This is a genomic window from Pedobacter heparinus DSM 2366 (genome assembly GCF_000023825.1).
GTDB classification, from domain to species: Bacteria; Bacteroidota; Bacteroidia; order Sphingobacteriales; family Sphingobacteriaceae; genus Pedobacter; species Pedobacter heparinus.
This window is the reverse complement of sequence record NC_013061.1, coordinates 213879-239785: the sequence shown is the minus strand read 5'-3', so window position 1 is coordinate 239785 and position 25907 is coordinate 213879. Positions and strand designations below refer to the sequence as shown.

The 25907-nt window shown below is 43.6% G+C and carries 22 protein-coding genes; 14 read left to right on the top strand and 8 right to left on the bottom strand.

The window, feature by feature from the left end; translation table 11 throughout:
- Nucleotides 1-126: 126 nt before the first annotated feature.
- Together PHEP_RS01025 and PHEP_RS01020 are read left to right on the top strand one after the other, a co-directional pair.
- Nucleotides 127-2919 carry an outer membrane beta-barrel family protein gene (locus PHEP_RS01025; protein WP_012780384.1) on the top strand — a complete coding sequence of 931 codons (2793 nt, stop codon included), beginning with the start codon at nt 127-129 and terminating at the stop codon, nt 2917-2919.
- 5 nt (nt 2920-2924) lie between these two features.
- Complete coding sequence (locus tag PHEP_RS01020) at nt 2925-3695, top strand: GLPGLI family protein (protein ID WP_012780383.1); 771 nt, start codon at nt 2925-2927, stop codon at nt 3693-3695.
- On the opposite strand, the gene PHEP_RS01015 is transcribed toward PHEP_RS01020, so the two are convergent.
- A complete protein-coding gene (locus PHEP_RS01015; protein WP_012780382.1) occupies nt 3692-4387 on the bottom strand; it encodes a response regulator transcription factor in 696 nt (231 codons plus the stop codon). The two genes, PHEP_RS01020 and PHEP_RS01015, sit on opposite strands and share 4 nt — an antisense overlap.
- Nucleotides 4384-6228, bottom strand: a complete 1845-nt coding sequence (locus PHEP_RS01010; protein WP_012780381.1) for a sensor histidine kinase — start codon at nt 6226-6228, stop codon at nt 4384-4386. Before PHEP_RS01010 ends, PHEP_RS01015 begins: the two co-directional genes overlap by 4 nt.
- 134 nt (nt 6229-6362) lie before the next feature.
- Here PHEP_RS01010 and PHEP_RS01005 point away from each other — a divergent pair, with 134 nt between their 5' ends.
- A complete protein-coding gene (locus tag PHEP_RS01005; RefSeq protein WP_036675069.1) occupies nt 6363-7070 on the top strand; it encodes a hypothetical protein in 708 nt (235 codons plus the stop codon).
- Here the strand turns inward: PHEP_RS01005 and PHEP_RS01000 are convergent.
- The 4 genes from PHEP_RS01000 to PHEP_RS00985 form a co-directional block, all read right to left on the bottom strand.
- Nucleotides 7063-8247: a PepSY-associated TM helix domain-containing protein gene (locus PHEP_RS01000; protein WP_012780379.1), complete on the bottom strand. Its 1185-nt coding sequence runs from the start codon at nt 8245-8247 to the stop codon at nt 7063-7065. The genes PHEP_RS01005 and PHEP_RS01000 overlap by 8 nt on opposite strands.
- 5 nt (nt 8248-8252) lie before the next feature.
- Nucleotides 8253-10685: a TonB-dependent receptor gene (locus tag PHEP_RS00995; RefSeq protein ID WP_012780378.1), complete on the bottom strand. Its 2433-nt coding sequence runs from the start codon at nt 10683-10685 to the stop codon at nt 8253-8255.
- A gap of 237 nt (nt 10686-10922) precedes the next feature.
- Entirely contained in the window at nt 10923-11300 is a 378-nt protein-coding gene (locus tag PHEP_RS00990) for a nuclear transport factor 2 family protein (RefSeq protein ID WP_012780377.1), read from the bottom strand.
- A gap of 132 nt (nt 11301-11432) precedes the next feature.
- On the bottom strand, nt 11433-11801 hold the full coding sequence (locus tag PHEP_RS00985; protein WP_012780376.1) for a DUF3127 domain-containing protein: 369 nt from the start codon (nt 11799-11801) through the stop codon (nt 11433-11435).
- 72 nt (nt 11802-11873) lie between these two features.
- On the opposite strand from PHEP_RS00985, the gene PHEP_RS00980 reads away from it, so the two are divergent.
- From PHEP_RS00980 to PHEP_RS00950, 7 genes are all read left to right on the top strand, one after another.
- Nucleotides 11874-13061 carry a THUMP domain-containing class I SAM-dependent RNA methyltransferase gene (locus PHEP_RS00980; RefSeq protein WP_012780375.1) on the top strand — a complete coding sequence of 396 codons (1188 nt, stop codon included), beginning with the start codon at nt 11874-11876 and terminating at the stop codon, nt 13059-13061.
- A gap of 12 nt (nt 13062-13073) precedes the next feature.
- Nucleotides 13074-13709 (top strand): HD domain-containing protein, encoded by a 636-nt coding sequence (locus PHEP_RS00975; RefSeq protein ID WP_012780374.1) that lies wholly within the window; start codon nt 13074-13076, stop codon nt 13707-13709.
- 55 nt (nt 13710-13764) lie between these two features.
- Nucleotides 13765-15021: a putative DNA modification/repair radical SAM protein gene (locus PHEP_RS00970; RefSeq protein ID WP_012780373.1), complete on the top strand. Its 1257-nt coding sequence runs from the start codon at nt 13765-13767 to the stop codon at nt 15019-15021.
- A gap of 3 nt (nt 15022-15024) precedes the next feature.
- Nucleotides 15025-15789, top strand: a complete 765-nt coding sequence (locus PHEP_RS00965; RefSeq protein ID WP_012780372.1) for a TIGR03915 family putative DNA repair protein — start codon at nt 15025-15027, stop codon at nt 15787-15789.
- 58 nt (nt 15790-15847) lie between these two features.
- Nucleotides 15848-16873, top strand: a complete 1026-nt coding sequence (locus PHEP_RS00960; protein WP_012780371.1) for a sensor histidine kinase — start codon at nt 15848-15850, stop codon at nt 16871-16873.
- An 87-nt stretch (nt 16874-16960) separates the two neighbouring features.
- Nucleotides 16961-17602, top strand: coding sequence for a DUF47 domain-containing protein (locus tag PHEP_RS00955; RefSeq protein WP_012780370.1), 642 nt, complete (start codon nt 16961-16963; stop codon nt 17600-17602).
- 12 nt (nt 17603-17614) lie between these two features.
- Nucleotides 17615-18625 carry an inorganic phosphate transporter gene (locus PHEP_RS00950; RefSeq protein WP_012780369.1) on the top strand — a complete coding sequence of 337 codons (1011 nt, stop codon included), beginning with the start codon at nt 17615-17617 and terminating at the stop codon, nt 18623-18625.
- Here PHEP_RS00950 and PHEP_RS00945 read toward each other — a convergent pair.
- Nucleotides 18622-19935: an energy transducer TonB gene (locus PHEP_RS00945; RefSeq protein ID WP_012780368.1), complete on the bottom strand. Its 1314-nt coding sequence runs from the start codon at nt 19933-19935 to the stop codon at nt 18622-18624. The two genes, PHEP_RS00950 and PHEP_RS00945, sit on opposite strands and share 4 nt — an antisense overlap.
- A complete protein-coding gene (locus PHEP_RS00940) occupies nt 19928-20506 on the bottom strand; it encodes an RNA polymerase sigma factor (RefSeq protein ID WP_012780367.1) in 579 nt (192 codons plus the stop codon). Before PHEP_RS00940 ends, PHEP_RS00945 begins: the two co-directional genes overlap by 8 nt.
- A 128-nt stretch (nt 20507-20634) precedes the next feature.
- Between PHEP_RS00940 and PHEP_RS00935 the strand changes: the two genes are divergently transcribed.
- The 4 genes from PHEP_RS00935 to PHEP_RS00920 are packed head-to-tail and all read left to right on the top strand — an operon-like array spanning nt 20635 to nt 25906.
- Complete coding sequence (locus PHEP_RS00935) at nt 20635-22503, top strand: vWA domain-containing protein (RefSeq protein WP_036675060.1); 1869 nt, start codon at nt 20635-20637, stop codon at nt 22501-22503.
- Nucleotides 22504-22508: 5 nt separating this feature from the next.
- Nucleotides 22509-23267: a DUF4197 domain-containing protein gene (locus PHEP_RS00930; protein ID WP_012780365.1), complete on the top strand. Its 759-nt coding sequence runs from the start codon at nt 22509-22511 to the stop codon at nt 23265-23267.
- Between the two features lie 50 nt (nt 23268-23317).
- A complete protein-coding gene (locus tag PHEP_RS00925; protein WP_012780364.1) occupies nt 23318-24574 on the top strand; it encodes a DEAD/DEAH box helicase in 1257 nt (418 codons plus the stop codon).
- 51 nt (nt 24575-24625) lie between these two features.
- Nucleotides 24626-25906: a replication-associated recombination protein A gene (locus PHEP_RS00920; protein ID WP_012780363.1), complete on the top strand. Its 1281-nt coding sequence runs from the start codon at nt 24626-24628 to the stop codon at nt 25904-25906.
- The last annotated feature ends 1 nt before the right edge of the window (nt 25907 follow it).

Below are 25907 nucleotides of genomic sequence, written 5' to 3'. Positions count from 1 at the left end.
CTTTTATAAAAGTAACAATATTTAAGCTAAGGACAGGATTACAAAAAAATTAACAAAAATTAACAAAAAAAAATTTCTATTACTAAAGTTTTAGTTATAACTTTAGATTAAACCACACCTAGCCAAATGAAATTAATTGCTCTGATTGCCCTATTCTTATGCCTTGTTCTGAAAGTTTCTGCCCAGCAAGGTTACGCTGTTAAAGGTTCTGTTACAGATAGTATGGCCACCTATAAACTGGTGAACACCACTATTACGGTATTAAACCAACAAGATTCTACCCTGGTAAAGTTTGGCAGGGCCGATGCTGAAGGTAATTTTTCCTTAGCAACGCTGCGTCCCGGTAAATTTATTTTACTGGTTACCTACCCCGGATATGCCGACTATGCCGAAGATTTTACCTTGGATACCGCGCATGCAATTAAAGACTTTGGCAGCCTGAACATGATCCTGAAATCAACTTTGCTGAATGATGTGATCATCAAAGGAAAAATAGCCGCCATCAAAATGAAGGGGGACACGACCGAATTTAATGCAGGTAGTTTTACCGTACGGCCCAATGCAAGGGTAGAAGACCTTTTACAGCAACTGCCCGGCATACAGGTAGACAAAGACGGGAAAATTACGGCCCAGGGGCAAACGGTGACTAAAGTTTTGGTGGATGGGGATGAATTTTTTGGGGATGACCCGACCCTGGTAACAAAGAACCTGCGGGCCGATATGGTAGATAAAGTACAGCTTTACGATAAAAAAAGCGACCAGGCCGTATTTACTGGTATAGATGACGACAAAACCGAAAAGACCATTAACCTGAAGCTAAAGGAAGACAAGAAAAAAGGATACTTTGGAAAAATAGATGCCGGCGCAGGAACGGATGACTTTTACGGTTTGCAGGGCATGTTCAATGTTTTTAAGGCCAAACAAAAATTCTCGGTCTACAGTACGCTGGCCAATACCGGAAAAACCGGACTTAGCTGGCAGGACAGCAGAAAATACAATTCGGGTACAACAGTAGAGTTTAGTGATGATGGCGGCATGATGATTACAATGGGGGGCCGTGGTGATGAGCTGGAATCTTATGACGGACGGTACAACAATGAAGGTATCCCTCTGGCACGCACTGGTGGACTGCATTATGACACCAAATGGAATAAGGACAAACAAAGCCTCAACACCAATTATAAAATAGGATCGCTGGGGGTAAAGGGCACCAAAAATACGCTTACCCAGAACAACCTGCCTGATGGGATCTTAAACAGCAATTCCGATCAGAACTTTGACAATTACATTTTCAGGCAAAAGCTGGACCTCAGTTATTTTGCCAACCTTGATTCTGTATCTACCTTAAAAATATCCGTAGATGGCACACTCAAAAATTCTGAAACAAACTCCGAATTTAATTCCAGCAGCACAAAAGCAGGCATAGGCCTGCTCAACACCAGCGAAAGGAACCTGAGCAATGATGGGAAAGATCAGCTCTTTAACATGAGTGCTTTATATACCTTAAAATTTAAAAAACCCCGCCGCACTTTTTCAGCAAACATGAGCTATTCCCTCACCAAAAACTCCAGTGCCGGCTTTTTAAATTCTGTAAATACCTTTTTTAATGAAACAGGCGGGCAGGACAGTGTCAGCCACATCAACCAGTACAAGACCAATGATGGGATAAACTCGGTATTAAATACCAACCTCACCTACACAGAACCGCTTTCCAAAAGCCTTGCCCTGGTGTTTAATTATGGCCTGGGCTTTAATAATGGGACATCCGACAGGAAGTCTTTTAACCAGGCAGGCAGTGGAAGGTATAACCTCCTGGATACCTTATACAGTAACGATTACGAACTTAACCAGCTTACCAATCAGCTGGGTGCAGTTTTTAATTACAAACAAAACAAGACCACCATCAACTTTGGCACAAAGGCAACTGCAGTACGGTTTAACCAATATGATGTTTATCATGACCGGAACTTTGACCGGAATTTCATCAACTGGAGCCCACAGGCATCCTACCTGCTCAAGATTTCGCAGCAGGCTACATTTCGTTTCGCCTACAACGGCAACAATACCCAGCCCCAGCTAAGCGATATACAGCCCATACGCGTAAACACCGACCCCTTAAACATTACCATAGGTAACAAAGACCTGAACCCATCATTTTCAAACCGCTTTAACCTGAATTACAATTCTTATAAAGTGCTCAGCGAACAAGGCCTTTATATCGGTGCCTCCTTTGGTTTTACCAGCAATGCCATAGTAAGCAATATGACCACTGATGCTGCCGGTAAAAACACTTATCAATCCATCAACCTGAGTAGCAAGATGCCCAAGAACTTCAATTTTTATTTTGGTGGCGACCGGAAAATCAAATCGCTGGACCTCAGGATAGGCCTTGGTCTAAACGCCTATGGCAATACAGCCTACAATTACATCAACAAAGCCCTGAACGAGGCTGAGTCTTATAACTTTTCGGGCAGCTTTTCTGTATCCAGATGGGACGCAAAAAAATACAGCTTCAACATCCGGATCGAGCCGGGTTACAATACCAGCCAGTCCTCTTTACAACAACAGGTGAACAACAATGGCTGGAACTTAAACTCCAGGGCCGGGTTTACCCTGTTCCTGCCGGCTAAATTTCAGCTGAACACCGATGCCGATTATCAGTTTACAGCAGCAACGGCCTCATTTGACAACAATTTTGAACGCACCATCTGGAACGCGTCCATCCGCAAAAAATTCTTTAAGGAGGAGAACCTGACACTGGAAATTAAAGGCAACGATTTGCTGAACCAGAATACCGGCCAGAGCAGAAGTGCCTGGAGCAACAGGATCATCCAGAACAGTTATACCACTATACGGCGGTACTTTATGTTCTCTGTAATCTGGGATTTTAATAAAATGGGCGGATCAGTTAACAAATAAGCATTATGAAACACATACCTGCACTAATTATTTACCTGTTACTGGCCATAGGACCCATACAGGCACAAAACGTAAGGTTTACCAACCAGGGCGTAATCGAATTTGAGCGTTCTGTAAATACCCATGCCATTTTAAAAAAGATGGTAGGAAACCAAAGCAACAGCTACCTTTCTGATGCTTATGAAAATTACAAAAGAACCCAGCCACAGTTTAAAAAACTAAACAGTACCTTATATTTCGCCGGGAATCAAACACTTTTTAGCCCCATTGCCAACGAAACTGCCGGGAGCAACTTTATCCAGATCCCTTTTGGTACACAAGACAACATTACCTATACCGATCTGACAACAGGTTTGTTTACCTCACAAAAAAAATTTTTTGAAGAGACCTTTCTGCTGAAAGATACGGTCAGAAAGATCAACTGGAAATTGACCGGAGAAATGCGCAACATTGCAGGTTACGAATGCCGGCGGGCAAATGCAATTGTTGCCGACTCTATCTATATTGTTGCTTTTTATACCGATAAAATCCCGGTTTCAGGTGGCCCCGAGTCTTTTAACGGTTTACCGGGGATGATACTTGGCCTGGCCATGCCCCATGAACATGTAACCTGGTTTGCCACAAAAGTAACAGACCGGCCGGTTACCGGCAATGAGCTTAAGCCCCCTGTTAAAGGGAAGCCCAAAGACCGGAAAGGTCTTCAGGAGGCGGTAAGCACTTTTGCAGCAAAATCGGGTAATTGGGGAAAGTATGCATTAAAAACGCTGTTCCTTTAATTTACCAGCAGCTTATAACCTTTGCCATGGACGTTTAAGATCTCGACTTTAGGATCTTCTCGAAGGTATTTCCTCAGTTTGCTTAAAAACACGTCCATGCTGCGCCCGTTAAAATAATTGTCATCATGCCAAATGCTCAGCAATGCTTCTTCACGGGTAAGCACGGCATTCTTCTTAAGGCAAAGCAGGCGCAGCAGCTCGGCCTCCTTGGTAGATAATTTTTGCTGCAGCCCATCATAATGGATCAGCTGTGTGGTATAATCGAAAGTATAATCTCCGATCTGAAATTGTGTTTGTGCGGGTCCCGGATCAGTGTGTTCTTTTACAGCTACCCTTTTTAACAATGCATTGATCCGCAGCAGCAGCTCCTCAATCCTGAAGGGCTTGGTGATGTAATCATCACCGCCCAGATCATAGGCCGATGCCTTATCTTCCATCATGGCCTTGGCCGTAGCAAAAATAATGGGCACCTCCTGATTGATCTTCCTGATTTCTTTGCCCAGGGTAAAACCATCCTTTTTGGGCATCATGACATCCAGGATGCAAAGGTCGAATTCCTGTTTGCTAAATGCTTTGAGGCCTTCTTCCCCATCTGCACATAGCACCACATCAAACTTGCCCTTTAATTGAAGGTAATCCTGTAAGAGCAATCCAAGATTGGGATCATCTTCTACCAATAGTATTCTTTTCATTTGCTGTGGTTATGGTTTAGCGGTAAATTGATTTCAAAGGTAGTTCCTTTATCTTTTTCACTCTGTACTTTTATAGAGCCGTTCATTTGCTCGATGATGTCCTGCACATAGTTAAGCCCAAGGCCAAAACCTTTTACATCGTGCAGGTTACCGGTTGGCACCCTATAAAACTGGTCAAAAATACGTTTGCTGTGTTCTTTGGTCATGCCAATACCTTCATCGGCAATTTCAATGTGCAATGCTTTGTCAGTATTCCTGGTGGTGATGGTAATTTTAGGATTTTCCGAACTGTATTTATTGGCATTGTCTACCAGATTATAAAATACATTGGACAGGTGCAGCTCATCACCCAAAATAACTGGCTGAAGGGCTTCCAGGTTTAAGGTTACCCGGGCATTTTTCTTTTGCAGCTGCAGGTTCATGCTGTCTACCACCGCCGTGATCAGGTCGTGGATATTCACTTCCTTATGCTCCAGTTTTAACTCTTTCTTTTCCAGTCGTGCAATGCTCAGCACCCTTTCTATGTGGTTACCCAAACGTACATTCTCATCATAGATAATTCCGGCGAGCCTGCTGATGCGGCTTTTATCCGCTACAATCTCCGGATCCTTAAGGGCCTCACTGGCAATCATAATGGTGGCTACGGGTGTTTTAAATTCATGGGTCATGTTGTTGATAAAGTCCGTCTTCATTTCAGAAATCTTTTTCTGCCTCAGAATGGTGTAAATGGTATAGGCAAAAATGAAGATCAGCACCAACAACAATCCCGCAGAAGAGGCCATCGTTACACTTAGATTAGCAAATATGAGTGAGTTTTTATTTGGAAAATACAGGTATAACATACCCGGATCGCGAATCACAGAATTAAAAAGTGTTGCTTTATAGGTATTTTTAGGTAATAATTCTCCGGTTGTGTTGGCCGCTTTCCGATACACCAGGGAATCCTTTTGTGCCAGGCCTACCCAGAAATCATATTTGAGTGTAATGTTCCTGTTCAGCAGCTCCTTCTTGATGAGGGTATCCAGCACATCTTTAGCAATCATTTTACTCAGCGGCACATTGGCATCGCGCATCTCCTTGGCCACGTCCTGCAACAGGATATCGGCCCCCGGCTTCATTGGAATGGTATCGGACATCAACCTTTTCAAGCCTTCATCGTACTTCCTTTTGGCCAGGTTATCTTCCAGGATAAATTTCCTTTCCAGTTCAGCACTCACTGTTCTTACACTGATCAGCACATTTTTCCCGGTACCGGGATCAACTGCCAGGTAATGGATACTATCTGGCAGTTTAGTCTGCGCTACATTAAAAAGCTTCGGTCTTTCCTGTACAAAGGTCGATTTGATCTGTCCGGCAACTACATTTCCAAAAGCATCAAGCCCTACATTTACGTCTACATGCACCGGCGATTTATTGGGATTACCCAGATCGGAGGCAGCACGAAATTCATCTTCAGAGATCAGGATGGGATTGGCGTATGACTTTCTGATCTCAAGATCGGTCTGGTTCAGGTCGGCTACAATGAGCCGCTGCCGTTCCAGTACGCGCTTTTGCGCTTCTTCTTTAAAGCGGTCCTTATATTCTACCAGCTGTTTGGCCTGGTCCTGCACCTCGGCCTTCCTTTCCAGCTCCATTTGCCTGTCCTTCCTGCTGATGTGCAAGGCTGCATTGCGTTTTTGTACTTTGGTAACCACCGCATTTAATGCCTGGTTCACATCCTGTTCAAATAGCTGGGAATTTAGGTTATAGGCCTGCCTGATGTAATACAATTGCATTACAAACACACCGAGCAATGCTACGGTCATGAGTCCGGTAATTAGCCAAAGGCTCCTTTTTTTCATTTACTATTCATCAAAAATAAAGAAGCGGATACACATAAGTCCTTAATTTAACAAATTTTAACACGCTCCTGATGCTTAATTGTTATATTTATAATGCCTTTTGCCCCAGTATTAAAAGCGATGGCCCAAAGACCATGAAATTATTGTTGTTTACTGTACTGATCTGTAGCACTGCATTTTCCAAATTAAACGCACAAACCACAGCTGTTAATGGGGCCTGGCAACTGAGCGAAGGCAATAAAACACACCAGCTGCTGTTTAGCGACGGCTTTTATTTTCACACTGTATACCAGGGAAAACAGTTTATCATGACCCAGGGCGGCAACTATGAAACAAAGGGCAGCAAGCTGGTCTGCACTTCCTTATTTAACAGTGCCGATTCTACTAAGGTGGGTAAAATAACCGATATCCCCTTTAACCTTACAGCAAACGAGCTGTCGCTGGATGTTCCGGAAGGCCAGGTGAGTTTTGACCGTGTAGACGACAGCAAGGCTCCGCTTGCCGGACTTTGGCGCATTACGGGCCGCATGGCTGATGACGGAAAAATTACCCCTCTCCACCAAACAGGCACCAGGCAGACCTATAAAATGCTGACTGGCACTAAGTTTCAATGGGTGGCTATTGATCCTGCAAAGAAGCAGTTCTCGGGTACCGGTGGTGGCTCCTATACCTTTAAGGATGGCAAATACACCGAAAACATTGAATTCTTTTCTCGCGACAACAGTCGTGTAGGCGCAGCACTGGTATTTGATGGAAAGCTGGAAAATGGCGACTGGCACCATAGCGGTCTGAGCAGTAAAGGGGCTAAGATTTACGAGGTTTGGCGCAAGAATACTAAATAGCGGCTTTTTTCTTTTTACCACGCCCCCACCAGATGATAAAGCCGGTAATGGGTAAACTGGCGGCAATTAAGCTGGCAAAAAAGGCCAGTATTTTCCCTGGCAGGCCCAATACCGCCCCTACATGGATGTCATAGTTCATGCGGATGAGCTTTTCGCCATTGTTCTTGTCCTTAAAGTTTTCACGGCCAAGCAGTTTCCCGGTAAACTGGTCAAACTGCAGGGCATCCACATCGTAATAGTTTTCTTTGCCGCGGTAGCCAAAAGCACGGATCACAGCGGCTTTACTGTTCCCGTCTGGGGCAGACAGGGCAATTCTTTTTGCATCCGGAAATTGTTTCCTTGCGGTTTCAAAAGCAATATTCAAAGGTTCCTTTATGGCCACAGCTGTAGAATCAGAACTTAAACGGTTTGGTTTTGGAGGTGTTATAGATTGTGAAGCCACTACATAGACTAGGGTCTGGAACCATTTCATGGCCCATACCATTCCGGTAAGTGCCAGCACCAGTGTAATCAGCATGGCATAAAAACCGGGCACATTATGCAGGTCATAATTGAGTCGTTTAAACTTAGCCTTCCACTTAACTTTAAAACTCTTATTGAGATTGTTCCTCTTCAGGTTTTTAGGCCACCATAAAATCATTCCTGTAATCAGCATTATTACAAAAACAAGGGTGCTGTAGCCTACTACAGGCTGTCCGTATTGGGTATTCAACAACAGGCTCCAGTGCAGATATTTGACAATGACAAAAAAATTCTTCTCATAATCCATGATACCCGTTACCTGACCTGTATAGGGATTGATGAAAGCTGATTTATAGGCTTCTACTGTACCAAAAAAAGTTAAGGCCCTATCGTTCCCTGCTTTATAATACATAAACTCCCAGGCTTTTTCGGGGTCGGCATAAGTGGTTGCAGTTACATTCGGACTATTCAAAGCTTTTTCTGCAATCTGTTTCAATTGGGTAAGCGGCAGGGCAACGGCATTTTTGGGTGGCTTTACATACAACTGATCGCTGTATATGACATCAGAGATCTCTTTCTGAAAAACATAGAGACAGCCCGTAACCCCCAGAATAAAAACCACAAGCCCCGAAGCCAGTCCGAGCCAGAGGTGCAAAAAGCCGGCTACCTTTCTGGTCCGGCTTTTTGGTTTTTTATTTTTTTTTGCAGCAAGCACACCAATTAAAATTTGAAGGAAATATTGGCAAGAAAGCTTCTTGGTTGCTGCACCTCTACCGTTGTCCAGCCTTTAAAATATTGCTTATCGGTCAGGTTGTCCATTTTTAAGCCAATACGGAATTTCTGCATGTTATAAAATAAGGAAGCATTCAATACAGTATAGGCAGGCAATGTAAAATCGCCTGTGGTTGTGGTACTGGTAATTATATTTTTGCCGGCGTAGTTACCACCAAAACCTGCACCAAAACCATTCAGCACGCCATAAGGCACTGTATAACTCAACCAAAAGTTAACCAGGTCTTCCGGCCCCGCACTTACCGGTCTTCTCCCTTCAATAGTTGGGCTGGCTTTGGTCATTTTACTATCGTTATGGCTATAGCCCAGCACTACATTAAAGCCTTCTGCAGGATTGGCGGTAAGGTCAAATTCATAGCCTTTGCTTTTTTGGGTACCATCCTGTACGGTATAATTACGTGATGTGCCATTATCTGAAGCAGTTAAGCTAAGTGGCATATTGTCTACAGCAATATCATAATAGGTGGCCGTAAGGCTTAACCTGTTGCTGAATACATCTAATTTTACACCAGCCTCAATCTGGTTAGCTTGTTGCGGTTTAAGGGCACTATCTTCGAAAACACCATTCCTCAGTACTATGGCATTCCCGGAATTTTTAAACCCGTTCATATAATTCGCAAAAACAGACACCTGATCAGGCACAACCTGGTAAACCAGGCCAAATTTAGGTGAAAACGCTGTTTGCAGGTAAGCACCAGTATTTGTAGCGGCAACGTAATTGTCTGTCCCCTGGTTATGGAAACGGTCTACCCTTAAGCTGGCCATTGCCAGTAACTGTTCGGTTATATTCAATACATCGGATGCATATACACTATACACATTCATCACATTGCTGCTTTTTGAAGATGCTCCGGTACTGGCTGCTATTTTGGTAATCAGTCCCGAACGGTTGAACTTGGAATAATTGGCATTGAGCGAGGTAAGGTCATTGGTCTGCAGCACATCATAAGTCACATAAGGAGAATTGTTATTGATGTTGTGCTGGCTCAAAAAGTCTAAACCAATTACCAGGCGGTTCCTTAAGTTACCGATTTTAAAGTCGCCGATAAAATTCTGCTGTGCGGCAATGGCCGTACTGGTCGAGTTCTGATAAGCGGCCAGCCTGCTCAGGTCAGTATCTGTAGCACCCAGAAACATCACATATTGATAATAGCCATCAGACTGGCGGTAACTGCGCGATAAATTCGTTTCCGAAACCCATTGGTCATTTATTTTATAGCTTGCCTTTCCACGGATATTCACGGCAGGTGTTTTAACCGTAATGTCATTAGCCGTAAAAGAGCGGTTCCAATCGAAGTTCAACTCCTCCGGTGTACGTGCAATCAATTGCCTGCCCCTGTTCAAAAACACCATTAAGGGGTTGGTGCCTTCATAGCTGTAAAACTCAGCATCCAGGTTTAAGGTCAGCTTATCTGTAGCATGGTATTCAATTGCCGGAGCAAAGTAAAACGACTTTCTGAAACCTGCATCCTGAAAACTGTTTTGCGTATGATAAGCGGTATTAAAACGGGCAAGCAGGGTTTTGTCTTTATTTACAGGGCCGTATACATCAGCCGTAAGACGGCTCAGGCCAAAATTACCAGCTGTATAACTTATTGATCCGCCTAAAGTATCGAGTGGCTTTTTGGTAATGATATTGATCAAACCACCAAAACTGGTTAAAGTACCCCCAAACAGTGCCCCCGAAGGACCTTTGATCACTTCAATTTTTTCAATACCAGCAGGGTCCAGGTCACCATTGGTTAAACCGGCCACCCCGTTAACCATAGTTGGCTGTATGGTAAAACCACGTAAGGAATAATAAGCAGCCCCATCACCACCACGACCGGTTGAGGTCCATAATTTATCCAGCCCGGGCGAATTCTTCAAAGCATCGTTAAAATTGGTCACCAGCTGATCGGCAAGCAGTTCTTTTGAAATACTGGTATACACCTGTGGGTTCTCCAGGTTTCTTAAAGGCATTTTAGCTACCGTTTCACTTTTTCTGGCTGCAAATTTATTTTTACGCCCTTCAGAAATGTTTACTTCATTAAGGCGGGCATTGGTTTCATTCAGCGAAAAATTCTGTTGCAGTTCTTCCCCGGCTCCTATACTGATCCTTTTTTCCTGATAGGAAAGCCCGATTGCCGACACTTGTATGGTGTAATCACCAGGTGCCACATTACTAATCTTATATTCACCTTTTCCATTGGTGGCATCTCCAAGCTTTCTGCCTTTCAGCTTAACAGAAATCCCTTCGGCCGGTTTTCCTTCAGCAGTTACTATCTTTCCTTTAATTGTAGCTGTCTGCTGGGCATCGGCTGTAAGTGAACAAAGCAAAAAGAGCGCGCAAAAATTTAAGAGGTGTAGAGTTCTTTTCATATTACATTGTTTGGACTGATTCTAAACAGCAGCAAATCTATGTAAAAGGAACATTACAATGCAAATTATTTTTAATTATTCTAAATAAAGGATTTACCTGCCACCTTGCTATCAGCTGCTCAATACCTTGGTTGTACCTTGTTCGTAAAAAGCACCCTTTTTATGAGCCAGGTGTGCGCAAGCTACGAGCAAAATACGCAGCAGGCCGAAGCAAGACAGATTTTAGGAATAGACATATTATCTTATAGCAATTCCGCTTCCACCTATTACTTTAATCCCATCACCAAATTTTTTCCAAACCCTGATATAACGATAGCTAGCTTCAAACGGTACATCATTAAACTTTCCACTCAATTTAATGCTCAATGTGATCACCGCCATATCATCGATAATGTTTAGCTTTTCAATATCAGGTAGAAGTTCGTCAACCTTTAATGCTCCATTGCGATAAGTATTCAGATCCATCTCCTTGGTTATTGTTTCCCCGCTTGGGAGAATGAACAAAAGGTCATCATGCAGCAACTGATCAAGCGCGGTGATATTGCCATTTTTGATTGCACTATGAAGCTTGTTTTCCTGTTCCAGGATGCTATTTTCTGTTAGTTTATTATCCATGATTTTTCTGTTTATGCCATTATGGATACAGGCTGTTATAGGTGTAATAATACTATTTTTAAAAATAAAGCCAAAAAAAATGCCGGAAGGTATTTCCGGCAAATTGTTCAATTTGTTTATTTAAAAAAGCTCTTAAAAAGGAAGATCATCTTCCTCGCCCGGTGCGCTGTTCAGATCGGCCGGAGGTGCATATGCTGGAGTAGTTGCTGCCGCTGCACTGTTTGTAAGTGCGTTGATACGCCATACTACCAAACTGTTAAAGTAAGAAGTTTTGCCGGTTTTATCCGTCCATGGACGTCCGCGTAAATTGAATGAAACCTCAACATCATCGCCTTGTTTTAAGCTGTCAAATAAAGCGGTTTTATCTTGTAAAGCCTCAAACCTGATGTATTCAGGATAAGTTGGGTTTTCTGCATACTCTATAATCAGGTCTCTTTTTTTAAAAGTTTCACTCACCTGCTGTAATGCACCAATTTCATGCACTTTTCCTTTTATTTCCATAACAAATACTCTTTTATTCTACTACGAAGTTCAAATCTCTATATTTTTATTGATAACTTCGCAGAATAAATTATGCAAGTTTTCCACACAAAAAGCAAGGTTATCATTACCTGTAACAAAAGGCTCTCGCCTTATCTTCTGGATGAGGTTAAGGCCCTTGGCTATACCATTGTCAGGGATTTTCCAACTGGCCTGGAATTGAACATTACCCTTACCGAATGCATTAAGCTCAATTTAAACCTGAGGTGTGCCAGCCAGATTTTGTATAGCTTAAACAGCTTTAAAGCCAATAACCCGGAAGAGCTGTACCGTGAGCTGCTGGATATGCCATGGGAAGAACTGATTGATTTTTCGGGTTATTTTTCAGTAACCTCCAATGTGGATAACCCCACCATCACTACCCCGCTTTTTGCAAACTTAAAAGTGAAGGATGCGATTGTTGACCGCATTAAAGAAAAAAAAGGCATCCGCCCCAATTCGGGCTCTGATGCCAATAAAACAGTGGTCCATTTGTACTGGAAAGACAGTGAGGCCGATATATTTCTGGATACCTCGGGCGAGACCTTAGCCAAACATGGCTACCGAAAAATCCCTGGTAAGGCCCCCATGCTGGAAGCGCTTGCCGCAGCCGTAGTGCTGAGTACCAGGTGGGACCAGAAATCACCTTTCGTAAATCCAATGTGCGGTTCCGGAACCCTTGCCATTGAGGCCGCTTTAATTGCGACCAACCGCCGGCCCGGCCTGTTCCGCATGAACTATGGCTTTATGCACATTATAGGCTATGATGAACAGGTATTTTTTGCAGAGCGGAGAATTTTAAAGGACCAGGTAATTAAAAATACGGACCTGCAGATCATTGCTACAGATTTATCGGATGATGCAGTCGACATCAGCCGTAAAAATGCCAAAACAGCTGGTGTAGATACACTGATCACTTTTGAAGTCTGCGATTTTGCCGAAACACCGGTACCCGAAGGTGGAAAAGGCGTAGTCGTATTTAACCCCGAATACGGTGAACGTTTAGGCGTGCATTCCAAGCTGGAAGCTACCTATAAACGCATGGGCGATTTTATGAAGCAGCATTGCAAGGGGTATTCTGGCTATATTTTTACCGGCAACCCTGATCTGGCTAAAAAGATAGGCTTAAAGGCCGACCGTAAAGTAGAGTTTTATAATGGAAAGCTGGATTGCCGTATGCTGGAGTACGAACTGTACGACGGTAGCCGCAGACCTGAAGAGGAGCGTCCGGTTAAAGCTTAATACAAAATACCAATGGATACAACGATTGACCAGACCATAACATTTGTTAAAAAAACATTGGCCAATGCTGAAGCCGGGCACGATTGGTTTCACATCGAGCGGGTATATAAAAATGCAATACACATCAATGCCATCGAAAAAGCAGATGCACTGGTAGTTGCCCTTGCTGCCCTGCTGCATGATATTGCAGATGCAAAGTTTAACAACGGTGATGAAGAAATTGGCCCAAGGATAGCTGGCGACTTTATGAAGAGCATTGGCCTGGAACCCGCAATTATTGAGCATGTACAACAGATCATCAGGAACCTGAGCTATAAGACCAGCCTTGGCCTGGTTACCTTCCAGTCTAAAGAACTGGATGTGGTACAGGATGCCGACCGCCTGGACGCCATTGGTGCCATAGGTATTGCCCGGGCTTTTACCTATGGCGGCTATAAGAACAGGGTTTTATATGACCCGGAAATTAAGCCTAAGCTAAACATGAGCAAGGAGGAGTATAAAAATACAACTGCCCCTACCATCAACCATTTTTACGAAAAACTGCTGCTGTTAAAAGACCTCATGAAAACAGGGGAAGGTAAAAAAATGGCCCGGCAGCGCCATGATTTTATGCTGGCCTACCTGGATCAGTTTTATTTGGAAGTTTAAATAAAAACTAATATAATTAGCATAATCACTATATTTGTTAGTAAATTATAGTATTATGTCTGAACGGATCAGGGAAAAGCTGAACATACTTGCCGACGCGGCCAAATATGATGTTTCATGTTCTTCAAGCGGTGGGACCAGGAAAAACGACAATAAGGGCTTAGGAGACAGCCATGCCTCCGGTATTTGCCATACCTATACCGAGGATGGGCGCTGTGTTTCTCTCTTGAAGATCCTGCTGACCAATCACTGCATTTTTGATTGTGCATTTTGCGTTTCGCGCAAAAGCAATGACATTGAGCGGGCAGCATTTACGGTAGAAGAGGTAGTATCATTGACCATCAACTTTTACAGGCGCAACTTTATAGAAGGTCTTTTTTTAAGTTCAGGTATCTTTAAAAATGCAGACTTCACCATGGAGCGTCTGCTCAGGGTGGTAAAAAAACTTCGCCTGGAGGAACGCTTTAATGGTTACATACACCTGAAAACAATTCCTGGTGCCAGTGAAGAACTGATCAGGGAAGCGGGCCTGTATGCCGACCGGATGAGCATTAACCTGGAAATGCCAACAGAAAGCGGACTGAAACTGCTGGCTCCTGAAAAAAATCATGAAGAGGTAAAAAAACCACTTGCTGTTGTCCAGCGCCAGCTCATCCAGTTAAAAGACGAAAAGAAACTCTTCAAAAGTACGCCAACATTTGTTCCTGCAGGGCAGAGTACGCAAATGGTCATAGGGGCGACTCCGGAAACGGATAAGGACATTATGCATACTGCAGCTGCATTTTACAAGGATTTTTCGCTGAAACGTGTTTATTACTCCGGCTATATCCCCATCAGCAACGACAACAGGCTGCCTGTGCTTGGTTCCCAGCCACCGCTGATCCGTGAAAACAGGTTGTACCAAACCGACTGGCTGATGCGATTCTATGGATTTCATGTGAATGAATTGCTCAACGAGGCGAACCCTCACCTGGATATTGACATTGACCCAAAGTTAAGCTGGGCATTAAGGAACCTGCAGTATTTTCCGGTAGACATTAATGTGGCCGCCTATAAAATGATCCTGCGCATCCCCGGAATCGGTGTAAGCTCTGCGAAAAAAATTGTACAGGCGCGCAAATTCGGGAAATTAAGGATTGACCAGCTCAAAAAAATAGGCGTAGCTTACAACAGGGCAAAACATTTCATCACCTGTGCAGACACACCTTATCAGCTCAAAGATTATCAGGGAACCCAGATCAAAACGTTTATCCTGGCAGAAAGCCAGAGCAAATATTTAAAGCACGATGTTCAGCAACTGATCCTGTTTTAAACCATGATATACCTGATAGATGGGAGCCTGGAAGGCCTGCTTTGTGCAGTTTATGAGTGGTTTGAAAGAAAGCCCGGAAAAGTTTTACTTAAACTGGAACATTACCATCAGCCAGATGCTTTCAGCAAGGTATTTGCTGTACATAACGACAGTAAAAAGGCCGACAGGGTATGGAAAGGTCTGCAAAAGAAACTGGACAAGGCATGGATGCGCAGATTTTACTGCACTTTTCTTGCTGAACTGCCGGAGGCTTACGGCTACCTGTTTGAATTTGCCTGTTATATTTTTAGCAGTGGGCCGGGAGCTGAAGGCAATTACGGCAATGCGTATGTACTTCATGTAGCGCAAACCGCGAAAAAGGTAGAACGTGAAAAACACAGAATGGAGGCTTTTATCCGTTTCCAACATGCTGCAGATGGGATATTTTATTGCGGCATAGACCCCGACTTTAATGTCCTGCCTTTAATTATGAGCCATTTTAAGCACAGGTATGCAGATCAGCAATGGGTCATTTACGACTTAAAGCGTCATTACGGGTTGTTTTATAACCTGGAAAGGGTTGAAGAAATTTACCTGGAACCAGAAGCAGAAAGAAGACTGCAAAAACCATGTACTGAAATACAAGCTGAAAAAGAACCATTGTATGCGGTTCTCTGGAAAGACTATTTCAAAAGTACCAATATTACGGCCAGAAAAAACACGAAACTACACGTGCAGCATGTACCAAAAAGATATTGGAAATATCTCACAGAAAAGATCAGCATATAGAATTTATCTTGTAAATTGGTCCTGGCATAGACAGCTGTCTTACCATAAAATTAATAGGATGAAGTTAAGTGTTTTGGTGTTAATTGCTGCCTTTGCAGTGGGCCTGTCTATCGGATTGGTTAATTTCTATTTCCAGCAAAGCTGGTATTTTATGCTGGTTTCCTTTGTGGTAACTTTTATCACCAGTTTTATTGTTTTTTATTATCTGCTGGAGAAATATATCTATTCAAAAATAGTGCTCATCTATAAGATGATCCATAACCTGAAACTGGGTAAGGACCTTAAAGATGCATTGGGCGAGTATGTAAGTTCTGACCCCATCAATGATGTGGAACAGGAAGTAAAAGAATGGGCGGGTGCTAAAAAACGTGAGATTGAAGTGCTGAAAAAACAGGAACAGTTCAGACGTGAGTTTTTATCCAATGTATCGCATGAATTTAAGACCCCACTGTTTGCCATACAGGGTTATATCGAAACTTTGCAGGACTGCCTGACGGAAGACCCCGAGATGGCTGCTAAATTTTTGGATAAGGCAGAAAAGAATGTAGAGCGGCTGAGCTACCTGATTACCGACCTGGATTCTATTTCCAAGCTGGAAACAGGGGAAATTCCCATCAATTATGAGAAGTTCGACTTCGTGCCACTTGCCCGGGAAGTAATGGACGGTCTGGAAGATACAGCCCGTAAAAGGAACATTACCCTTTCTTTTAAAGACAAATATACCCACCCTGCCTTTGTAAGGGCAGACCGTGAAAAAATCAGACAGGTACTGATCAACCTGATCCACAATTCATTAAAATACGGAAAGGAATATGGCTCAACTGCCATTAAGATCTTTGAACTGCACGATCAGTACCTGATAGAAGTAACTGATGATGGTATCGGTATAGATGAAAAACACCTGTCGCGACTTTTTGAGCGTTTTTACAGGATCGATTCGCACAGATCAAGGGAGGAAGGTGGTACCGGACTGGGCCTGGCCATTGTAAAACATATTCTTGAGGCCCATGAGCAAATTATATCTGTACGGAGTACCCTGCAGATAGGGACTACCTTTGCCTTTACCCTGGAAAAGATTGGTTAACAACAAGGCGCTAAATTAAAATAAACTTAACACTTAACACTAACTTAACATTACTCTTATACTTTTGCATCATATTTTAATATTAATATGAATAGCATTTTTAAGTTCTTTACCCCGAAAGACAAGAAATTTCAGCCTTTATTTGAACAGGCAGGAAGCAATGTATTAAAGATTTCCCAGGCATTATTGCTTGCGCTTAGTGCAACTGATATGGAGAAAAGGAAAGAACACATTAAAGAAGTGGAACGTTTGGAGCATGTTGGCGACGACATTACCCACTCCATTTTCCTTGAATTGAGTAAAAATTTCATTACACCTTTTGACAGGGAGGATATCCATGCCCTGGCCAGCGCAGTAGATGATATTGCAGATTATATCCACGCATCGGCCAGCAATATAGAATTGTACAATGTAACCAACATTGGTGATGCCATGATCAAACTGGCAGAATTGCTGGTAGAAATGTGCACTGACCTTGAAAAAGCCATTAAAGAACTAAGGAGCTTTAAAAACATCCGTGTAATTGCTGATGCCTGCGTACGCATCAACAGCGGAGAAAACCAGGCTGATTATGTATGTAACCTTGCCATTGCCCGATTGTTTGAGTTTGAGACCAATGCCATTGAGCTGATCAAACAGAAAGAGGTACTGCAGACTTTAGAACTGGCTACAGATAAATGTGAAGATGCAGCAAATGTGCTGGAATCTATTTTGGTAAAGAACGCTTAAACATACAAAAAAATGGTAACTACCTTATTGGTTGTTGTAATCGTTCTGGCCATCGCCTTCGATTATATAAACGGCTTTCACGACGCGGCAAACTCTATTGCAACCATTGTATCTACAAAAGTATTGTCGCCTTTTCAGGCCGTACTATGGGCGGCAGTATTCAACTTTGCTGCATATTTTTATTTTACCGACCATAAAGTTGCCAATACCATTGCCAAAACTGTTGTAGAGAACTTTATTACCCTGGAGGTTATCCTGGCCGGACTTCTGGCGGCCATTACCTGGAACCTTTTTACCTGGTGGTTTGGTATCCCTTCCAGTTCTTCACATACACTTATCGGCGGTTTTGCAGGAGCAGGTATGGCTAAGGCGGCCTCAATGGGCGCAGGCATCATGTCGGCCATTAACCTTGCACCAATCTTAAAGGTAGTCGCCTTTATTGTACTGGCACCGGTTATCGGTATGGTCATCTCGGTGATCATTTCGATCATTATTTTACACATTTCAAAAAATGCCCGGCCTTCTGTAGCCGAGAAATGGTTTAAACGTTTACAGCTGATCTCTTCGGCAGCACTGAGCTTTACCCATGGTGGTAATGATGCCCAGAAAGTAATGGGGATCATTTACGTATCTATGGTTGCCTCTAATGTATTGAATACAGGCGACCCTATGCCAGAATGGATCCCGATTTCCTGTTACGCAGCAATTGCGCTGGGTACCATGAGCGGCGGCTGGAAAATTGTGAAAACCATGGGTTCAAAAATTACCAAAGTAAATGCTTTTGAAGGTGTGGCTGCTGAATCTGCAGGTGCGGTAACCTTAGGGATTACCGAACATTTTGGTATCCCGGTTTCTACCACACATACCATTACCGGCTCTATTGTAGGTGTTGGCCTGTTAAAAAGGGTATCTGCAGTAAGATGGGGCGTAACCGTAAGTTTATTATGGGCATGGGTCTTGACTATCCCTGTATCTGCTACATTGGCGGCTATCGTTTTCAGCATCATCCACCTCTTCTTTTAGAAATCTATCTGGAAAGTCATCCTGCTTCCCGATTTCTTTGGCCTTTCCCATTTAGGGCCATTGATGATCAGCCGGATGGCTTCTTCTTCATATTTTGAATCTGCCCCTTTAACGATCTTCACGTCCGTAGGGCTCCCGTCTTTAGCAATCCTGAAACTCAGTTCAACACGCTGTCCGGTCTTTTCTGCATGGGCAAAACTGTTGTTTGCTTTAATATAGGCAAAAAGCTTATCCCAGCCATCAACAGGGCTGGAAACCATAGTCACTGTTTTGGGCAGGCTGTTCATCCCTCTGATCCGGATTTCCTTAGGGGCATTGACACCTGCAACCCGGCCGGCAAGAGCTTTGCTGATGTTGGCAGTATCGGTGATGCCTTCTTTTTTCTTCCTGGTGCCATAGCCTACAACTACCGTTTCATTCAGCGTAGAATTGTCCGGTACCAGGGCCAGATTGAGCGGCTGATTCAATGTGGCCAGGGCTTCTGTCCGCTTAAAACCTATATAATCTGCACGGATCATGCCTGCTTTTACCGAGGTATCTGCACTGATCTTAAATTCTCCGTTTACATCTGTTACTGCAGCAAGGTTTGTCCCTTCCAGCTTTACAGAAACACCAGGCAGTGGTTTACCATCGTCCTGAGCAACTACCTTTCCACGCCATACATTGGCAGGGGCTGGGGAAACCCTGGAAATTGCACCAACCAAATCGCTTTTTTTCTGCGTGTTATAGCCAACGATAACCACATCATTTAACTGAGGGGGGGCAGCAGCCGGGGCTACTTCCGGCGCTATTGTTTTTTCGGCTTTTGCCCTTACGGCATAGCTGTTCGTTTTAGCTGCTTTTATCGCCTTATCCAGCTCTTTTTCTTTAATTTTATCAGCAGATGCTACCACCGGTGCTGCTGCAACAACAGGAGCCGCGGCCTTAATACTGTCCAGAGGCGCAATGTTCACTTCCACTTTTTTAGCGCGTCCGGCAAGTTCTTTCTGATGGTTGTTTTCCCTCATCCAGAACATGATACTGACCGCAATAAACATTACCGCTGCTGCAGCAGCTATGCTTAAACGCTGCCAGGTAACCACTGATGTCTTTTTTACTGTCTGCTGCTGGGCAATCCTTTCGTGCAATTGTTTCTGGAGCAGGGAAATGGATTGCAGGGAGCGCCTGGGCGATTCGCTTAAACCGGCAAGGGCCTCGGCCACAAAAGGGTCATCAAGCGCTTCACGCTCCACCCTGTTCATGGTTTTAGCATCCAGTTTACCATCAAGGTAATCCTCTAAAATCCCTATATCTAACCAATCCTTATTCACTGCTCTTCTTTTCTATACAAATTTTAAGATTTCTTTTTCCATTCTGGATATAACTTTTTACTTTAAGCATATCATAACCAGTAATATCGGCCACTTCCTTATAGCATTTTTCCTGCAGATAAAACAGGTCTACACTTAAACGCTGCTCTTCCGGAAGTGTTTCCATACACTTTTCCATAACGGTAAGCTTCCTCTCTTTTGTATCATCCATATCAAGATGCACAAAATCTGTGTTTTCCACAAAAGTATCCTCAATTGAAACGGTAGTATGTTTTGATTGTTTCCTTAAAGCCATTAAACAATGGTTCCGGGTAAGCACATGCAGCCAGCTTTTAAAGTTCTGCACCTCATGTATTTTCAGCTTTACCACCAGTTCCTCAAAAATCTGCATCACAGCATCCTTGCTTTGCTCCTCGTCTTTCAGATAATTTAAGCACACCCCGAATACCAGGTGCATATACTTGTTATAAAGCGCGCCCAAAGCCTCCAGATCGCTTCCGCTTTTATAGCGTGCAATTAAAGCAGCATCGTCCTGCTCCTGTATCCGGGCGTTATTCTTTATAAACTTCAAGGCTTACTAAAACATTGATTTCATTAAACTATACAATTAAACCAGCAAAACTGCTCAAGTATAAAAATATTTTTCGACAAGGTATGGAAATTCTGCAAAGCTGACATCATATCCAAAAACAAACGATTATGAAAAAATTATTGCTACCTCTATTGATGCTGATGGTAATGGGTTTCCAGGAAAGCTTTGCCGCAGTAAAGACCATTACCGGAAAGGTAACTGATAAAGCCGATGGCAAAGGACTGCCGGGTGTAATGGTAAGTTTGCCCACAGGTAAAACCTATACCCGGACCGACAAAGATGGGCGGTATTCCATTTCTGTAGCAGAGGATGCAGAAAGCTTAAGCTTCTCTTATATCGGTTATAAAACACTTAGGGTAAAAATCGGGAAGTTTTCCAGCCTGAATGTAGTAATGGAACATAGCGTCCAAAGTTTGAATGAAGTAGTTGCAGTGGGCTATGGTACGATGAAAAAAAGTGAAATTGTTGGCGCTGCCCCTGCAAATGTCATGATACGCGGCATGGCTTCAGGAATTTGGGTAGGGCCTGAACGAAATACAGAAAGTTATGCCGGCATTAGTGAGAACGGATTCAGGAACCCCGGCAAAAACCCGCTTTCTACTTTTGCTGTTGATGTGGACGCGGCTTCCTACAGCAATGTACGCCGTTTCATCAACAATGGGGGTATGCCACCTAAAGATGCGGTAAGGATTGAAGAAATGATCAATTATTTCGACTATGAATATCCGCAGCCCAAAGGAAATGACCCCGTAAATATTGTAACAGAAATTGCAGATGCACCCTGGAATGCAAACCACAAACTGGTACAGATTGGCCTGCAGGGAAAGAAAATACCAACAGATAACCTGCCTGCATCCAATCTGGTTTTTCTGATAGATGTATCCGGATCAATGAACCAGCCCAATAAGCTTCCGCTGCTGATCGCTTCATTTAAGCTGCTGACGGAGCAGCTGCGTCCTGAGGATAAAGTAGCCATTGTGGTGTATGCCGGAAATTCAGGGCTGGTACTGCCTTCTACACCCGGTAATGAAAAAACAAAAATTAAAGAAGCATTAAATAAATTAAGCGCCGGAGGTTCAACCGCCGGTGGCGCAGGCATTCAGCTGGCCTATCAGGTAGCTACAGATAATTTTATTAAAGGCGGCAACAACAGGATTATCCTGGCTACAGATGGCGATTTTAATGTGGGCGCATCCAGTGATAAGGATATGGAAAGCCTGATTGAAGAAAAACGCAAATCAGGTGTGTTCTTAACTGTGCTGGGCTATGGCATGGGAAATATGAAAGACAGCAAAATGGAAACACTGGCCGATAAGGGCAATGGCAATTACGCTTATATTGATAACATCAGTGAAGCCAGAAAAGTACTGATCAACGAATTTGGGGGCACCTTATTTACCATTGCCAAAGATGTGAAACTCCAGCTGGAATTTAATCCGGACAAAGTACAGGCCTACCGTTTAATAGGTTACGAAAACAGGTTGCTGCAGGACAGGGATTTTAATGACGATAAAAAGGATGCCGGTGAAATGGGCTCGGGCCATACCGTAACGGCCTTGTATGAAATCATACCTGCTGGTATCAAAAGCAGTTTCCTGGATTCTGTAGATAAACTAAAATATCAGTTCAATAAAACCCCGGTTAGGGGCAATGGGAGTGCTGAAATGCTGACGGTAAAACTGCGTTATAAAACCCCGGATGGCCATACGAGTAAACTGATCTCGAAAGCAGTGATTGACCAGTCGGCCCCTTTTAGTCATACCAGTAACAATTTCAGGTTTGCAGCAGCCGTTGCAGAATTCGGGATGCTGCTCAGGCAATCAGAATTTAAACAGGACGCTTCTTATGGCCAGTTGATCGGCATTGCAGAAAATGCGAAGGGAAAAGACAAAGAAGGTTATCGCTCAGAATTTATAAAACTGGCTAAGTCGGCAAAATTAATGGCAGAAGAATTGCTATCTTCAGCCAAAAAATAACACTGATGAAAAAGAAGTTTCTTTACCTGGCTTTAACGGCAGGGTTAACATTTCCTGTCCTGCAAGCCCAGAGCCAGATTAAAATAGGCAATATTTTAAAACAGGTAACTGGAAAAGGCAGTGGTACAACCGCTACAACGGGCACACCCAGCGCACTGGAAATTGGGATGGGCATTAAAGAAGCACTGGAAATAGGTACCTCCAGGGGGGCCGACCTCCTTTCGGCAAAAGACGGCTTTCTGGGCAATATGGCGGTAAAGATCCTCTTTCCGCCGGAAGCCCAGAAAGTTGAAAAAACGCTGCGCAGCATAGGCATGGGTAAACTGGCCGACAATGTGATCGTAAGCTTAAACCGTGCAGCCGAAAGCGCCGCCAAAGAAGCTAAACCCATCTTTATTTCGGCCATTAAACAAATGACCATTACCGATGCCACCAATATATTGCTGGGCAGTAAAGATGCCGCAACCAATTATTTTAAAAGGGTAACCACGGCTCAGCTGATGGAGAAGTTTAAACCGGTGATCACCACCAGTCTGGCCAATGTAGGGGCTACCAAATATTGGGGCCAGGCCGCCGGCCAATACAATAAAATACCCCTGATGAAGCCGGTGAATACAGACCTTTCGGAATATGTTGCCCAAAAAGCAATTGATGGTATGTTTATACAGGTGGCCCAGGAAGAGCTTAAAATAAGGGATAATCTGGGTGCAAGGTCATCTTCCTTGCTTCAGAAAGTGTTTGGTTACGCGGATAAGAATAAATAGAATAAAAAAGATTACTTTTATACGGTAAATACTAACAACATAGAAGTATATTGGATTTCAAAGATTTTAATTTTAACCCCGAATTACTGGAAGGGTTATTAGCCATGGGGTTTCGCAACGCAACCCCAATCCAGCAGCAGGCTATTCCGCTTATTTTAAATAAGAAAGATTTAATTGCCTGTGCACAAACAGGAACCGGAAAAACGGGTGCCTACCTTTTGCCGATCATGAATATGATTGTGGAAACGGAAAACCGGCATAACAATACCCTGATACTGGCCCCGACAAGGGAGCTTGCCCAGCAGATAGACCTGCAGGTAGAAGCCCTGTCTTATTTTACCAACATCAGCTCGTTAACGGTTTATGGTGGTGGCGACGGCATTGCCTATGAACAGCAAAAAAGGTCGATGCGGGAAGGTGTAGACCTCATTATCGCCACTCCCGGGCGTTTGATTTCCCACCTTTCATCAGGAGTATTAAAGCTGGATCAGTTACAGCACCTGGTGCTGGACGAGGCAGACAGAATGCTGGACATGGGCTTTTACGATGACATTATGCGCATAGTAAGCTACCTGCCTCAGGTAAGGCAAACTGTAATGTTTTCGGCTACCATGCCGCCGAAGATCAGAAAACTGGCAGCAACACTGCTGAAGCATCCTGAACAAATTAACATTGCTTTGTCTAAACCCGCAGAAGGCATATTACAGCAGATCTATTTTGTTCATGATGAACAAAAAGTACCCTTGCTAACTGATGTGTTAAAAACAGGTGAATATAAGAGCATCATTATTTTTGCCTCTACCAAAGAAAAAGTAAAAAACCTGGGCAAGGTATTCCGTACCCTGGGCCTTAAAGCGGAAGCATTTCATTCTGACCTCGGACAAAGTGAAAGAGAAAGCATTTTACTGAAGTTTAAAAACAAGCAATTGCCCATCCTGATTGGTACGGATGTATTGAGCAGGGGGATTGATGTGGAAGGTATAGATCTGGTCGTGAATTTTGACGTGCCCCATGATGCAGAAGATTATGTGCACCGCATTGGGCGTACCGCCAGGGCTGCAACCAAAGGAACTGCCATAACCCTGGTAAATAGCCGGGACAAGCGTAAGCTGGTCAGTATTGAAAAACTGATAGAAAAGGAGATTGACAGGATTCCTTTGCCGGAGCACCTTGTGGCAATACCAGAGGCAACCACTGAACGCCATGCAAAGCCAAAACCAGCAGCACAAAAATCAGGATCGGGTAAGCCAAAACGTAAATTCTGGAATAAAAAACCCAAAGCAAGTTCTAAAGAAGGCGGAGCCTAAGCAGATCAAAGAAGGATTTTCTTTGCTACTTTTTTTAGTATCTTTACTTTTATGCAAAACCTCCCTCCTTTAGCCGAACGTATGCGCCCACAAAACCTGGACGAATATGTAGGGCAACAACATTTAGTAGGACCGGATGCCGTATTAAGAAAGGCCATACAAAGCGGGCAATTGCCTTCAATGATATTCTGGGGACCTCCGGGTGTAGGCAAAACAACCCTTGCCTATATCATTTCACAAACATTGGACCGGCCTTTTTTTAACCTGAGCGCCATCAATTCGGGGGTTAAGGACATCAGGGACGTGATAGACCGGGCTGCACTGCTCAAAGACAGCCTGATGGGTTTGCCCATTCTTTTTATTGATGAGATTCACAGGTTCAGTAAGTCGCAGCAGGACAGCCTGCTGGGTGCCGTAGAACGAGGCCTGGTCACTTTAATTGGTGCTACTACAGAAAATCCTTCTTTTGAAGTCATCTCGGCCTTGCTTTCCAGGTGCCAGGTATATATTCTAAAAGCCCTGAACGAAGAAGAACTGTCGGGATTACTGCAAACAGCCATAAAGCAGGACGTACTCCTTAAGGAAAAGAAAATCACAATAAAGGAACATGAGGCCCTGATCCGCTTATCAGGCGGAGATGCCAGAAAGCTGCTCAATGTGCTGGAGATTGCCGTTAACGGAATTGGAGGGACTAAGATTGTGCTGACCAATGAAAACGTTTTGGCCCATGCACAGCAAAACCTGGCCCTGTATGACAAAGCCGGAGAACAGCATTACGACATCATCTCTGCATTTATCAAATCTATACGGGGAAGCGACCCCAATGCAGCTGTTTACTGGCTGGCCAGAATGATAGAAGGCGGTGAAGACCCGCTGTTTATTGCCCGCAGGCTATTGATACTTGCATCTGAAGACATTGGCAATGCCAATCCAAATGCTTTATTACTGGCAAACAATTGTTTCCAGGCAGTTAATGTGATCGGTTATCCGGAAGCCCGGATCATACTTTCACAGGCAGTAACCTATATGGCGGCTTCTGTGAAGAGCAATGCGGCTTACGAAGCCATAAATAATGCCCAGGCCCTGGTAAAACAAACCGGCAACCTGCCTGTACCCCTGCACATCCGCAATGCGCCTACCAAACTGATGAAAAACATTGGTTATGGTAAAGACTATAAATACGCCCATAGCTATGAGGGGAACTTTGAAGCCCAGGAATATTTACCGGAACCACTAAGTGGCACCAAATTATATGAGCCCGGAAAAAATCCTGCAGAAGATAAGCTGAGGGAACAACTGCGGAAGAACTGGAAAAACAAATACAATTATTGAT

Bases quoted from the DNA above. Each gene is read 5' to 3' on its own strand.
- PHEP_RS01025 (WP_012780384.1), top strand. From the start codon at position 127: ATGAAATTAATTGCTCTGATTGCCCTATTCTTATGCCTTGTTCTGAAA.
- PHEP_RS01020 (WP_012780383.1), top strand. From the start codon at position 2,925: ATGAAACACATACCTGCACTAATTATTTACCTGTTACTGGCCATAGGA.
- PHEP_RS01015 (WP_012780382.1), bottom strand. From the start codon at position 4,387: ATGAAAAGAATACTATTGGTAGAAGATGATCCCAATCTTGGATTGCTC.
- PHEP_RS01010 (WP_012780381.1), bottom strand. From the start codon at position 6,228: ATGAAAAAAAGGAGCCTTTGGCTAATTACCGGACTCATGACCGTAGCA.
- PHEP_RS01005 (WP_036675069.1), top strand. From the start codon at position 6,363: ATGAAATTATTGTTGTTTACTGTACTGATCTGTAGCACTGCATTTTCC.
- PHEP_RS00995 (WP_012780378.1), bottom strand. From the start codon at position 10,685: ATGAAAAGAACTCTACACCTCTTAAATTTTTGCGCGCTCTTTTTGCTT.
- PHEP_RS00990 (WP_012780377.1), bottom strand. From the start codon at position 11,300: ATGGATAATAAACTAACAGAAAATAGCATCCTGGAACAGGAAAACAAG.
- PHEP_RS00985 (WP_012780376.1), bottom strand. From the start codon at position 11,801: ATGGAAATAAAAGGAAAAGTGCATGAAATTGGTGCATTACAGCAGGTG.
- PHEP_RS00980 (WP_012780375.1), top strand. From the start codon at position 11,874: ATGCAAGTTTTCCACACAAAAAGCAAGGTTATCATTACCTGTAACAAA.
- PHEP_RS00975 (WP_012780374.1), top strand. From the start codon at position 13,074: ATGGATACAACGATTGACCAGACCATAACATTTGTTAAAAAAACATTG.
- PHEP_RS00970 (WP_012780373.1), top strand. From the start codon at position 13,765: ATGTCTGAACGGATCAGGGAAAAGCTGAACATACTTGCCGACGCGGCC.
- PHEP_RS00965 (WP_012780372.1), top strand. From the start codon at position 15,025: ATGATATACCTGATAGATGGGAGCCTGGAAGGCCTGCTTTGTGCAGTT.
- PHEP_RS00960 (WP_012780371.1), top strand. From the start codon at position 15,848: ATGAAGTTAAGTGTTTTGGTGTTAATTGCTGCCTTTGCAGTGGGCCTG.
- PHEP_RS00955 (WP_012780370.1), top strand. From the start codon at position 16,961: ATGAATAGCATTTTTAAGTTCTTTACCCCGAAAGACAAGAAATTTCAG.
- PHEP_RS00950 (WP_012780369.1), top strand. From the start codon at position 17,615: ATGGTAACTACCTTATTGGTTGTTGTAATCGTTCTGGCCATCGCCTTC.
- PHEP_RS00935 (WP_036675060.1), top strand. From the start codon at position 20,635: ATGAAAAAATTATTGCTACCTCTATTGATGCTGATGGTAATGGGTTTC.
- PHEP_RS00930 (WP_012780365.1), top strand. From the start codon at position 22,509: ATGAAAAAGAAGTTTCTTTACCTGGCTTTAACGGCAGGGTTAACATTT.
- PHEP_RS00920 (WP_012780363.1), top strand. From the start codon at position 24,626: ATGCAAAACCTCCCTCCTTTAGCCGAACGTATGCGCCCACAAAACCTG.